Annotated in this window: 10 protein-coding genes and 1 tRNA gene; 6 read left to right on the top strand and 5 right to left on the bottom strand. The window is 58.2% G+C overall.

The features are described 5' to 3' along the window. Positions 1-222: 222 nt before the first annotated feature. Positions 223-1,545 (top strand): LTA synthase family protein, encoded by a 1,323-nt coding sequence (locus ACFSM5_RS16865; protein ID WP_379877671.1) that lies wholly within the window; start codon positions 223-225, stop codon positions 1,543-1,545. A 12-nt stretch (positions 1,546-1,557) separates the two neighbouring features. On the opposite strand, the gene ACFSM5_RS16860 is transcribed toward ACFSM5_RS16865, so the two are convergent. The 3 genes from ACFSM5_RS16860 to ACFSM5_RS16850 form a co-directional block, all read right to left on the bottom strand. Beyond that, positions 1,558-2,241, bottom strand: coding sequence for an ABC transporter ATP-binding protein (locus ACFSM5_RS16860; RefSeq protein ID WP_379877670.1), 684 nt, complete (start codon positions 2,239-2,241; stop codon positions 1,558-1,560). 2 nt (positions 2,242-2,243) lie between these two features. After that, positions 2,244-3,020 (bottom strand): ABC transporter permease, encoded by a 777-nt coding sequence (locus tag ACFSM5_RS16855; RefSeq protein WP_379877669.1) that lies wholly within the window; start codon positions 3,018-3,020, stop codon positions 2,244-2,246. A 137-nt stretch (positions 3,021-3,157) separates the two neighbouring features. Next, positions 3,158-3,231 (bottom strand) — tRNA-Gln (locus tag ACFSM5_RS16850). A gap of 141 nt (positions 3,232-3,372) precedes the next feature. On the opposite strand from ACFSM5_RS16850, the gene ACFSM5_RS16845 reads away from it, so the two are divergent. Beyond that, positions 3,373-4,443, top strand: coding sequence for a Ppx/GppA phosphatase family protein (locus tag ACFSM5_RS16845; RefSeq protein WP_379877668.1), 1,071 nt, complete (start codon positions 3,373-3,375; stop codon positions 4,441-4,443). Then, entirely contained in the window at positions 4,440-5,135 is a 696-nt protein-coding gene (locus ACFSM5_RS16840) for an RlmE family RNA methyltransferase (RefSeq protein WP_379877667.1), read from the top strand. The genes ACFSM5_RS16845 and ACFSM5_RS16840 overlap by 4 nt, the downstream gene beginning before the upstream one ends. A 62-nt stretch (positions 5,136-5,197) precedes the next feature. Here ACFSM5_RS16840 and ACFSM5_RS16835 read toward each other — a convergent pair whose 3' ends face one another. Both ACFSM5_RS16835 and ACFSM5_RS16830 read right to left on the bottom strand, forming a co-directional pair. Then, on the bottom strand, positions 5,198-5,530 hold the full coding sequence (locus ACFSM5_RS16835) for a GIY-YIG nuclease family protein (RefSeq protein WP_379877666.1): 333 nt from the start codon (positions 5,528-5,530) through the stop codon (positions 5,198-5,200). A 77-nt stretch (positions 5,531-5,607) separates the two neighbouring features. Further along, the gene (locus ACFSM5_RS16830) at positions 5,608-6,384 is read right to left on the bottom strand and encodes a polyphosphate kinase 2 family protein (RefSeq protein WP_379877665.1); all 777 of its coding nucleotides are present in this window, start codon (positions 6,382-6,384) and stop codon (positions 5,608-5,610) included. 186 nt (positions 6,385-6,570) lie between these two features. Between ACFSM5_RS16830 and guaB the strand changes: the two genes are divergently transcribed. The 3 genes from guaB to ACFSM5_RS16815 all read left to right on the top strand — a co-directional run bounded on the left by guaB (position 6,571) and on the right by ACFSM5_RS16815 (position 12,083). Next, the gene (gene guaB, locus ACFSM5_RS16825) at positions 6,571-8,028 is read left to right on the top strand and encodes an IMP dehydrogenase (protein WP_379877664.1); all 1,458 of its coding nucleotides are present in this window, start codon (positions 6,571-6,573) and stop codon (positions 8,026-8,028) included. Between the two features lie 4 nt (positions 8,029-8,032). Beyond that, positions 8,033-9,364 carry an RsmB/NOP family class I SAM-dependent RNA methyltransferase gene (locus ACFSM5_RS16820; protein WP_379877663.1) on the top strand — a complete coding sequence of 444 codons (1,332 nt, stop codon included), beginning with the start codon at positions 8,033-8,035 and terminating at the stop codon, positions 9,362-9,364. Between the two features lie 76 nt (positions 9,365-9,440). Further along, positions 9,441-12,083 (top strand): glycosyltransferase, encoded by a 2,643-nt coding sequence (locus tag ACFSM5_RS16815; RefSeq protein WP_379877662.1) that lies wholly within the window; start codon positions 9,441-9,443, stop codon positions 12,081-12,083. The last annotated feature ends 57 nt before the right edge of the window (positions 12,084-12,140 follow it).

Genomic DNA, 12,140 nt, shown 5'->3' with positions numbered 1-12,140 from the left:
TAGCGGCAACGATTCGCCTCGACAGTCATGATTCCCCTCTCGTTCTGGCTTGGCGCCGGCTTGGTCGGTTTTGGCTGGCTTTTCGCCCGAATGCTCGCCGTCGCCCCATTGAAGCGGTCAGGGGTTCGAGCCCAGTTGCACCTCGATCTGGCCTTGACGGCGGTTGTTTGGATCCTTGTAACCCTAATAACTGCCCGCCCGGTTCTGTCAGGAATAGCAACGGTGGCAACACTGCTATTGTTTGGGATCGTCAGCAGGGTGAAATTTCGCGTGCTGCGGGAGCCTCTGGTTTTCTCCGACCTGTCTCTTGCCAAGCTGGCGATCAAGCACCCGCAGCTCTATATCGCCTATCTTGGATATGGTCGCGCAGCAGGGGCGACCATAATCACCGCGATCATATTAGGCTTACTCCTGTGGCAGGAGCAGCCGATCTGGTCCGGATGGTTAGGCGAGGCTACAGGCTTTGTGCTGATCGTCCTGTCGGCACTGGCCATCCAGTCTCCACGGCCGGTGAACCGGTTAGCAGATCGCTTCCGCGCAGAGCAACCGACCGGTGACCCCGAGATAGACCTGCCGCGCTTCGGCCTTTTCGGCAACCTTCCCCGCTATGCTTATATCGCCCGCGATGAACGCCCTGGGCGTCAGCACCGTTTCGCCCCCAAGACGATACCGCCTGTCGGACCGGCAAGCCGCTTACCGACGGTCATCGCCGTCCAGGCGGAAAGCTTTTTCGATCCACGTATTTTGCGTGGAGGCTTGCCTCACGATCTGCTGGTAAATTTTGATCGGCTCGCGCCTCAAAGTGCCCATGGGCCGCTGGCCGTGGGCGGGTGGGGCGCAAATACCATGCGGGCGGAATTTGGCTTCCTGAGCGGGCTGGAGGAAGCCGCTCTCGGGTACGACCGCTTCAATCCCTATTACGCGCTTGCCCGGCAGCAGCTCGACAGTCTCGCATGGGTAGCCCGCAGCAAGGGGTATCGGACCATCTGCCTGCACCCCTACCCCGCAGCCTTTTTTGGGCGCGACGTTATTTATCCGAACCTCGGTTTTCACGAATTCCACGATTTAACTTATTTCAAGGATGCCGCGCGCCAGGGCCCATATATCGCCGATACTGCCCTTGCAGACTATGCGATCCGGCTTGCCCACAGTCGCCAGGAGCCCTTGTTCATTTTCATTATCACCATCGAAAATCACGGTCCCTGGACACATGGTCGCCTCCCTGGAGATCCAGCGACTGTTGCAGACGTGGTTGGCCAGGAGAAGGAGAGATCGGATTTTTCCATTTATCTCCAGCATCTGCGATCCGGCGATCGGATGCTGGGCCAACTTGCCGATTTTCTGGAGGCCGAAGACCGCGGCGGACTTCTTGCCTATTACGGCGACCACCTGCCCAGCTTCCCGCATATCTTTAAGGCGGCGGATATACGGTCTACCGACACACGATATCTTTTATGGCAACAATCGATCCAAAGCGGCGAAGACGTTCCGCTTTCCGCAGCTCGCCTAGGCCAACAGATGCGGGATCGGATACTCGCGCTTTAATTCCGTCTACCGTCAAATCTCTTCTGAAGTCGCAGCCAGCGAAACATTATTGGTCTGTTCGTAATATTTCAACGCGTCTCGAACATCCTCAAAGTACGTCAACTTACCATTTTGAAGAACGACGCCAGACTTGCAGTATTTAATCAACTGATTCGGATTGTGGGAAACCAAGATCATTTTGGAATATTTAAAGCGTTCCGTCATCAATGCATCAGCACGCTGACGGAACCGCGCATCACCAACGCCGAGAATTTCGTCCATCAGATAACATTCGAAATCGATAGCGAAGGACAGGCCAAAGACGAGCCGCGAGCGCATACCTGACGAATATGTCGCAATAGGCATATCAAGATAATCGCCCAATTCGGCAAATTCCTCGACACGCTCCAAGATGCGGCGCCAATCTTCGCCATAGATGCGCGACACAAACCGAATTGTGTCATAAGCAGTTGAGCTGTTCGGAAAGCCGCCGACGAAGCCAAGAGGCCAGGACATACGTACCAACCGGGTAACCTTCCCGGAGTTCGGCGCCATCGAACCGGCCAAGATACGAACCAGCGTCGACTTACCAGCACCATTTTTTCCAATGAAGCCGATATTCCGGTCTGTTGGTAACTCGAGCGAGACGTTGTCCAGGATAATTTTCCGACCCTGGGTGGTCTTGAAATATTTATAGACCTCTTCGAGACGAACCATGACTACTCCAACGTGGCCTGACGCGACGCGGTCTTTTCTGTGATAAATCCGATGAACAGCAGGGGCACGCCGCAATAGAAAATAAAAGGTATGTCAGCAAAAACCCGCAAATTCTCGAAATAACTTTCACGAGAATATTCAATTACGTGAAAAATCGGGTTCATCAGCAGAATATCCCGGATAACTCCCGGCAACTCGGCGGCCGTATAAAACAGGCCGGAGAACAACACCATGACTCGCAAGATCGGAGGAAATATCTTCTCGATCGAGGTTGTATATTGGCCGATCGTATTCAAAACAGAACCGAGGGACATACCCAGAAAAGCGGCGAGGAAAACCGACATCACCACGCCCAAAATATTCGACGGCCATGGCGAAAGCCCAGTCAGCGTCATTCCGGCGATGAATATCATCAGCACACAAAAAGAATTCGCTATTTCCAGCAGGGTGCGGCCAATAATGATATCCATCACTTTAATCTGCGGATACGCAAGAATCGCGCGATTATTGTGACTGGACATCATGACGCGCTGGGCGGTGTTACGGAACGTCAGGAACGGCACGACAGCACTGACGACAAACGGCGCCAGAGGCAGGCCCGAGCGAATCTTGCGCCCCATCACATCGAAGATAATCAGGATTGAGACGATATAGACCAATGGCTCAATGACAGCCCAAAGATAGCCAAGACGCTGACGACCATAGCGGATCTTAATCTCCCGCATGATGATCGCAAAAATCACGCGACCTTGAACTTTCAGTGCCGAGCTTCGCTTCATTATCCAACCCGTGAATCATCGCCGTCTCGCAGCCGAGGCTATTACCACAGTCGCTCGGACACGTCAGCCGACGTTTCATCAGCCGCCCCAGCAGACAATCGGCAAAACCGCGAAACCAGATTGATATATCTGAGGAGTGGCTGGGGAACGTGGACTCGAACCACGATTGGCGGAGTCAGAATCCGCTGTCCTACCATTAGACGATTCCCCACCAGCTGGGGCCGGAAGCGCCATCAGCGCCTCGGTGGCGGGTGGATAGCAAAGGCCAACGTCTCTGACAAGCGGAAAATGCCATGATCCCATTCCAAGCTGCTCTCTCGCCTTCTTGAGACTGTATCGCTAAAGTGCCGTTATGACAGTTATGACCAACCCGTCCGCCCAGCGTGGTTCTGCGGCGGAGGCCCCAGGTGACGGCCTGTTTGCCGCACTGGACTTGGGGACAAACAATTGCCGCCTGCTGATCGCGCGGCGCCGAGAAGAGCCGGGGATCTCCCCCGGATCGACGCAAACGGGCATCGATGTCGTCGATGCCTTTTCGCGGATCGTGCGTCTTGGCGAAGGGCTTGTCGCAACCGGCGCCTTGTCCGAAGAAGCCCAGGAGAGGACATTGTCCGCCCTTGCGGTCTGCGCGGCCAAGATCCGCCGCCATCGTCCGCGAGCTTTGCGCGTGGTGGCAACCGAAGCCTGCCGCCGCGCCAGCAATGGTCAGGCATTTCTGGCGCGGGTCGCGCAGGAAATCGGCCTGGAGATGGAAACCATCGATCCGGCGGAAGAGGCTTTGCTGGCGCTTGCCGGTTGCGCCGCTCTGCTGAGGCCTCACAAGCCCTATGCCGTGGTCTTCGATATCGGCGGCGGGTCCACCGAACTGATCTGGCTAGAGCAGCGCCCCGGGCAGGCCCCCATCGTCCATGCCTGGACGTCGATGCCGCTCGGCGTTGTCAATCTCGCCGAGGCCGAGGAGCCAGACCTCCCCACCCCCAAGGCTTACGAGCGCATGCGGGCCCGGGTGGAGCAGTTCCTGGATGGTTTCACCGCAAGCCCAACGATCCAGGCCGCTGTCGCGCGTGGCGACGTTCAGATGCTGGGCGCCAGCGGCACCGTGACGACCCTGGCAGGCATTCACCTGGATCTGCCGCGATATGACCGCTCCAAGGTCGATGGCATCACTCTGAATTTCTCCGACCTTGCCGCCGTCTCGCTGAAGGTGCGGACAATGGAGGAGGAGGTTCGCCACGCTCACCCCTGCATCGGTCGGGCGCGCTCCGATCTGGTCGTCGCGGGTTGTGCTATTCTGGATGCCTTATGTGCACGCTGGCCGGTGGGATCGCTCCGGATCGCCGACCGCGGCGTGCGCGAGGGTATTCTTCTGGGTCTGATGGGCGTCCCCGCCCCGACCCTCGTCAACGAAGGAAGCTATTCATGACGGCCAGCGGTCGCGGCAAAACTCCGGCCAAACGTGGCGCCGCCGTGCGGGTGAAAACCGCCGCCAAGCGCTCGCACTCCTCCACCCTTTGGCTGCAGCGCCAGCTGAACGATCCCTATGTCGCCGAAGCCCAGCGCCTCGGCTATCGCTCGCGCGCCGCCTTCAAGCTGGTTCAGCTTGACGACAAGGTGAAGTTCCTCGGCCCCGGCAAGCGCGTCGTGGATCTCGGCGCTGCGCCGGGCGGCTGGACCCAGGTCGCGGTCGAGCGCGTGGGCGCCAAGGGTGCCCGTGGCCTTGTCGTTGGCCTCGATATCCTGGAGATGGACGTCGTGCCGGGCGCAGAGACCTTCCAGTGCGATTTCATGACGCCCGAGGCTCCCGACCGCTTGAAGGGCCTGCTGGGCGGGCCTGCCGACGTGGTGATGAGCGATATGGCCGCCCCCACCGTCGGCCATCCGAAAACCGATCACCTGCGCGTCATGGGCCTGGCCGAGGCGGCGCTGGAGTTTGCGATTGAAGTCCTGGCACCGAACGGCACCTTCCTGGCCAAGGTGTTCCAGGGCGGGGCTGAAAAAGACTTTCTCGACACCCTGAAGCAGAACTTCAAGACAGTCCGTCATGTGAAGCCCGCTGCCTCGCGCGCCGAAAGCAGCGAGATGTATGTGGTCGCGACGGGGTTCAAGGGACGCTAAAAGCGTCGCCTCAATGATATAGCCGTCATCCCGGCCTTAGAGCCGAGATGACGGATGGCATTTCAAACCACCTCTGCTCTGAGCTCCGCCGCCCAGAAAGCCAGACGATCCTTAAGACGCCTCTGGGGGCTCAGTTCCTCGGGATCGATACGCTCCAGTATATCAAGCGTGAGCCCCCCCTCCCCGTTCCTGTTCCAGGCGGCCTGCAAGCTCGCCGGCTTGGCAGCACCCTGACGCAGGGAGAACCAGATACGGTTCCGGATCGCGTCGACATTCGGTGCACGCCCCACCCAGACCTCACCGGTGTTGGGGCAGCGGACGGCATAGATCCCCGCCCCTGCAGATTTCCGCTCCTTATAGTCGGCCACAGCCGCCTGCCGCTCCTCGCCCTTCATCATCCACTCCTCGTCAATCAGACGCAGACGAATATCATCCGGGTTTTATTCGATCAATTATTTTATCCGGGTAATTATTAATCCTCCGCCCGAAGTGCCTTCTCCACTTCTGGATCAAGTGACGGCAGGGTGAGATCCAGGCCCTTGGAAAGCTCGCGGGTGATGTACCGCATCGCCGCAACACGGGCAGCGCGCTTGTCATCGGCATAGATGACTTCCCAGGGCGCGATGGCCGTGGAGGTCTTTTCGAACATCTCGTCGATAGCGACTTCGTAGTTGTCCCACTGGCGACGATTGCGGATGTCCTCGGTCGAGAGTTTCCAGCGCTTCAAAGGATCTTCCATCCGGTCGCAGAAACGCTGGTGCTGTTCCTTGCGGCTGACATGCAGGAAGATCTTGATCAGGTGCACGCCGTCATCGATGAGTGCTTTCTCGAAATCATTGATCTCGCCATAGGCACGCTTCCAGGTCGGCTTCTCGATGAAGCCTTCCACCCGTTCCACCAGCACGCGGCCATACCAGGTGCGGTCGAAAATCGCGAACTGGCCCTTCAGCGGCAGCCGCTCCCAGAAACGCTGGAGGTAATGCTGGCGACGCTCCACCTCGTTCGGCGCCGAGATCGGCCAGACGAAGAGAGACCGAGGGTCCATGGCCCAGGCGATCCGACGGATAAGACCACCCTTGCCCGCTGCATCCCATCCCTCAAGCGCAATGATGGCCCGCTGCCCGCCCGCCAGATAGACCTGCTGAAGCAATTGCAGTTCCTTCTGATAGTCGCGGATCAAACTCCAGGCTTCCTCATCAGGAATCGCTTTGAGTTTCTTGGCGGTCTCAAGGCTTGGGGTCATGGCCATTCATAGCTCCCTTTCTGTCCGGTCGGTCAAAACTAGCATGGAAGGGCTTTGCGGCATGCATGGGACGCAAACTTGGCAAATCGATTTCCCTGTGTATTATGCCGCACCGGAGCAGGTGCCGGGGATTGTACCCCGTGCCGACCGCGCCGGGTTTGCGACGACAGCCCCCGACGGAGTGCCCCCGCGATGATTATCCGCGATGCTTTCACCTTTGATGATGTCCTGCTGGAACCGGCCGCGTCCGACGTGCTGCCAGCCCAGGTCGATACATCCACGCGGGTGACGCGCTCCATAACGCTGGGTATTCCCTTGATCTCCGCCGCTATGGATACCGTGACCGAAGGCAACCTCGCCATCGCCATGGCCCAGGCAGGCGGCATGGGCGTCGTTCATCGCAATATGGATATCGACCGTCAGGCCGCTGAAGTCCGCAAGGTGAAGAAGTTCGAGAGCGGCATGGTCGTCTCGCCGGTCACCATCACCCCGGAACGCAGCCTCGCCGACGCTTTGGGCCTGATGGCCGAGCATGGCATCAGCGGCATTCCCGTTGTCGAGACCTCGGGGAAGCTGGTCGGCATCCTGACCAACCGCGACGTGCGCTTCGCGTCGAACCCGCTGCAGCCGGTCGCCGAACTGATGACCAAGGACGTGGTCACCGTCAAGGAAGGCACCACCCGCGACGACGCTCGCCGCCTGCTGCATCAGCATCGCATCGAAAAGCTGATCGTGGTCGACGATGCCTATCGCTGCATCGGCCTTATCACGGTGAAAGATATCGAGAAGGCCCAGCGCTTCCCGAATGCCGCCAAGGACGAGCACGGTCGCCTGCGCGTCGCCGCTGCCGTCGGCAGCGGCGATGATGGTATTGCCCGCGCCGAGGCTCTGTTCGATGCCGGCGCCGACATGGTGGTCGTCGATACGGCCCACGGTCATTCGGCCCGCGTGCTGGAAACCGTCCGTAAGGTCCGCGCCTTGCGCAATTCGACCCAGGTCATGGCCGGTAACGTCGCCACCGCCGCAGCTGCTCAGGCCTTGATGGATGCTGGCGTCGATGCCGTAAAGGTCGGTATCGGCCCGGGCTCGATCTGCACCACGCGCATTGTCGCCGGTGTCGGCGTTCCGCAGCTGACCGCCATCACCGATGTCGTTGAAGTCTGCCAGAAGGCCGACATTCCGGTCATCGCCGACGGTGGTATCAAGTTCTCCGGCGATCTGGCCAAGGCAATTGCCGCCGGTGCCAGCTGCGCCATGATCGGCTCGCTGCTGGCCGGTACCGACGAAGCCCCCGGCGAGACCTTCCTGTTCGAAGGCCGCTCGTATAAATCCTATCGCGGCATGGGCTCGGTCGGGGCCATGGCACGCGGCTCGGCCGACCGCTATTTCCAGGCTGAAGTGAACGATACCCTGAAGCTGGTGCCCGAGGGTATCGAAGGTCGCGTTCCTTATAAGGGTCCGGTCGGTCAGGTTCTGCATCAACTTGTTGGTGGCTTGCGCGCGTCGATGGGCTATACCGGCAACCACACGATTGCGGAAATGAACCGCAATTGCCGGTTTGTCAGGATCACCGGCGCAGGCTTGCGCGAAAGCCACGTCCATGGCGTGGGTATCATGCGCGAGGCGCCGAACTACCGCCAAGGAGGCTAATGGCGTGAAACCAGGGGCGCGGCTGCAAGCAGTCGCCGAACTGCTGGAAGATATTGCGAGCGGTGGCGTTGCTGACGCCGCCGCTTCGCGTTATTTCCGGGAGCGGCGTTATATCGGGTCCAAGGATCGCTCGAGCGTGGCCGAGCGGCTGTTCGCGATTCTGCGCCGTCGTGCGCGTCTCGACTGGTGGGTGAACCGGATTCTCGAACGGTCGCCAGACAGCCCGCCGCCTGCTGCACGCCACCGCCTGATCGCCGATCTGATCCTGGTGGATAACTGGGGCATGCAGAAGTTTCTCGACAGCTTTGACGGCGAAAAGCACCATCCCGCCCCTCTGTCGCGCGCGGAAAAGACCTTGATCGAGAAGCTGGCTGACCAGCCGCTCGATCACCCCGAGATGCCGCGCTGGGTGCGTTTCGAAGTCCCGGAATGGGCCGAAGGCAAGCTCACCGAGCTTTTCGAGAATGACGACGCCGAACTGGCGGCACTGAACGAGAACGCCCCGCTGGATCTGCGCACCAATCGCCTGAAGTGCGACCGCGACGCAGCTATGGAAGCGCTGAAAGAACAGGGGCTGACCGTCGAGGCCGCTCCCTGGTCGCCGCTGGCGATCCGCGTTGAAGGCCGCCCAGCGCTGGGCAATCTGCCTGCCTTCCACGAGGGCATCGTTGAAGTTCAGGACGAAGGCAGCCAGCTCGTCGCCCTGCTCGCCGACGCCAAGCCCGGCCAATGGGTCATGGATTATTGCGCGGGTGCCGGTGGCAAGACCCTGGCGCTGGCAGCCGAGATGGAAAACAAGGGCCGCCTTGTCGCCTCCGACATCTCCGCCAAGCGCCTCATGCGCGCTGTCGAGCGGCTACGCCGCGCCGGCGTCCATAACGCCGAACGTCGCCCGCTCGATGGCGAGCATGCCCAATGGTTCAAGCGCCAGGCGGGCAAGTTCGACCGCGTGGTCGTGGACGCCCCTTGCTCCGGCACCGGCACTTGGCGCCGCAACCCCGATATGAAGTGGAAGATCGGGCCCGAGGATATTGCCGAACTCCAGGTAAAGCAGCGCGAGATCATCGCCGCCGCTTCTAAGCTGGTGAAGACCGGCGGCCGCCTCGTCTATGCCACCTGCTCAATCCTGCCGGAGGAAAACGAGCAGACCATTGCTGGCTTCCTGGCGGACCATCCAGATTTCCAGGTAGTTCCGGTGACCAAGATCTGGGCCGAGCGCATCGGCACGGAGTGCCCGGTCGAAGGCGACTTCCTACGCCTGTCTCCCAAGAAACACGGCACCGATGGGTTCTTTACAGCGGTGCTGGAAAAGAAGCCCCAGACGTCCACCACTTGAAGCGCTCATATTTTACGTCTTCAATCATTCTACAGATACGTATAGAAAGGGCGCAAAAAGAGGCGGAAGTTCGGGCATGAATAGCGGGGCAATCGGTAGACAAATTCTGAGAGAGCTTGCCCTTGGCGTATTCTCTCAATTTGATAAAACTTATCCGGGAAGAGGTCTGGATAGTTTTACTGGAGATGCTTCTCTAGACCACCCGATGGCTTATGCTCTCTATGCCTCCTCGGCTCATATGCTCGGCTTTCAGAAAGAAGCTGAGGCCGCCTGCCAGTGGCTGTGCGAGAACGCCTTACGTCCGAATGGAGAAGTTGGCTGGGGTTTGCCGTTCGAATGGGACGCTTTTGCGGATGGCTCGCCAAACCCTGTAGACACGATCTACGGAATAACCACCGCTCTTTGTGTACGCGCGCTCCTTGATACCGATTATGGCCTGCCAAAAGCAGAGGCAGCGCTTGAAAACTATTTGCGATATGCTGTTCCAACGCCTCACGGCCTGTTCTTCAGCTATTCTTCTCAGCCTGACGATGCCAAGAGTGTTTTTAATGTCACTTCCATGTTAGCGGGACAATACGCACGTTTGGGGCACATCCTCGGGCGCGCTGACTTCATCGAAGCCGCTCATGCAGCAGCAAAAGATATAATTGCCCACCGTCAGGAACACTCATCAGGGTATTTCTGGTCATACAGTACCGAAATCGCGCAGCCTAATGATTCGGTTCATGCCGCCTATACTGTACAAGGCCTGATCGAATTGCAGGCATGGCTCGCTATGGATCTACAGGTTTCCCGCTGTTTATTGTATCTCAGGGAGTTTTTTCGAAAAGGGGAAGCATTCGAATTCGCACGGCATGAAAGCTTGAAACCCATAAAAAGGCAGCAAAAAGCGCGGCTCTGGGGAATTGGCATGTTGCTGCACGTAGCGTGTAGCGTGCGCGACACGCCTTTAAAGAAGCTGGCATTGCGGTGGATCCGACAAAATCTGGAAGCAGACACGCCGCTTCAATCGGACGCTGCCTTCCTTCCTCGTCATCAATCTCATTTGGTATTTGGATTGGCCCGGGCCGCGGTCCAGGAACCACCGTCTTATCGTATCAAAAAACCTCATATTGTTTCATTGACCACGAGCGATGTCGGCAACAATGCCCGCGCACTCAAGTCCGCCCAGGCCGCCCGAAAGGCTGGTTTCCGGGCGACGATTATAGGCATTGGCCATGGCGAGACAGTTCAACAGTTCAAGATTGACGATATCGATATCATCCTGGCCCCTTCGCCTGTCTCCCATCTGAAAGATAGCCTTGCGTGGCCAGACAATCCGACCAAGCGCCAGCTTTGGTTGCAGGCGGAAGAACTGGTGGCGAGGATCGCGCCGCTCGTAGATATAGTGAAGCCTGACCTGTTACATTCGCACGATGGGATCGGCCTTCGGGTTGGCGCGGCGATGACGCGACGTGTCGCGGCGAACGGAAGGCCCGTGTTTTGGATCCATGATCAGCACACAGGCTCATCTTCAGACATCTCAGCTCATGCAAAGACTCTCCGTCAGTACGAGCATCGCTACTTAAGGCAGGTGGATCGGCTAATATCGGACAGCGCAACACGCGCTGCTGAGCTTCAACACCTATACCATTTGAAACGGGCGCCATCCGTGATTTACGATGCGCCTATAAGCCAAAGCACATCGTCAGAAATGCCTGACGTCCGATCCGCTCTTGGTCTCTCAACGCAAGATCTGCTGGTCATCCTCGTCGGATCGGTTGAGCGGGCGCAGGATGGCGAACTGATCCTCAAGGCAGTCTCAGATCTGCCGACTATCCACCTTTGCCTGATCGGCGACAGCAACCACAACGATAAGCTGTTGAAATTGGCCCGCAAGCTTCGGATGAGCGAGCGTTTCCATCTCTTCGCGCAAACACCCGCTGATCAGATTGTGTCATTCATCCGAACGGCGGATATTGGTATCGAGGTCTGCACCGAGAATGCGCTTCCCAACAATATCTTTGTTTATCTGCAAGCAGGACTGCCATCAGCTATCAGCGACGCGGTATCGACAAGCGAGATAGTGAAGCGGCACGGCATCGGCCATCTCTTTGAGCACGGCAATATCGACTCCTGCAAAACCGCCATTCAAAAAGCCCTAGAGGAAAAATCTCAACTCAAAGATGCAATAACCAACGAATTACGCCAAGAGTATTGCTGGGAGCATCAAGCTCAGAAACTGTCGGCAATATATTATTCATTGCTGAGATCAACGGCTTCCAGCAAGTCCATCCTCCTGACAAGTAACCCAGGGGCTGTTGCTGAAGACAATGAGCACCTGGGTATTGTTGGCAAACAACCCCCAACTGTGCCTTGTGATTTTTATTTTGACCCGACAGTCCCGGGAGATCGAGCGGGTGTTCTGTCAATGCTGGCGCTGAAATACGACCGCTTCATTATCGCATCCGACGCAAAATGGCCGTCGATCGAGGAGCTTGTCGCCTTGCGACATGCCGGAAAGGAAGTCACCAACAGCGATGGCACCTTGCCCGAAATGACGCTTCTACACGCCTTAGAAACAAAGCAACTAGCAGCAGACACGAGCGTGCTACGGACGCGCTGGGCCTCTAGCATTTCTGTAGCGGCTGCGGTCGAGAGGCTGGCTAATACGCCAGCGGGCAAGACCGTTGCGCTCTTCGAGCGTCTACAACGAAAATTCCGCTCCCGCAGGAAATAAGCCTTAGCAAGAATTCCTTTAGTTGTGTAAGACCGACGAGCGTTAATCGGGAGGTCT

This window comes from Lacibacterium aquatile (genome assembly GCF_042683105.1).
In the GTDB taxonomy this organism is placed as follows: domain Bacteria; phylum Pseudomonadota; class Alphaproteobacteria; order Elsterales; family Elsteraceae; genus Lacibacterium; species Lacibacterium aquatile.
The sequence above is the reverse complement of the archived record's forward strand: the minus strand, read 5'-3'. Positions and strand labels throughout refer to the sequence as shown.

Coding starts and splice junctions, on each gene's coding strand:
- ACFSM5_RS16830 (WP_379877665.1), bottom strand. CDS start 6,384: ATGGCCATGACCCCAAGCCTTGAGACCGCCAAGAAACTCAAAGCGATT.
- ACFSM5_RS16860 (WP_379877670.1), bottom strand. CDS start 2,241: ATGGTTCGTCTCGAAGAGGTCTATAAATATTTCAAGACCACCCAGGGT.
- ACFSM5_RS16855 (WP_379877669.1), bottom strand. CDS start 3,020: ATGAAGCGAAGCTCGGCACTGAAAGTTCAAGGTCGCGTGATTTTTGCG.
- ACFSM5_RS16815 (WP_379877662.1), top strand. CDS start 9,441: ATGAATAGCGGGGCAATCGGTAGACAAATTCTGAGAGAGCTTGCCCTT.
- ACFSM5_RS16840 (WP_379877667.1), top strand. CDS start 4,440: ATGACGGCCAGCGGTCGCGGCAAAACTCCGGCCAAACGTGGCGCCGCC.
- ACFSM5_RS16835 (WP_379877666.1), bottom strand. CDS start 5,530: ATGAAGGGCGAGGAGCGGCAGGCGGCTGTGGCCGACTATAAGGAGCGG.
- ACFSM5_RS16845 (WP_379877668.1), top strand. CDS start 3,373: ATGACAGTTATGACCAACCCGTCCGCCCAGCGTGGTTCTGCGGCGGAG.
- guaB (WP_379877664.1), top strand. CDS start 6,571: ATGATTATCCGCGATGCTTTCACCTTTGATGATGTCCTGCTGGAACCG.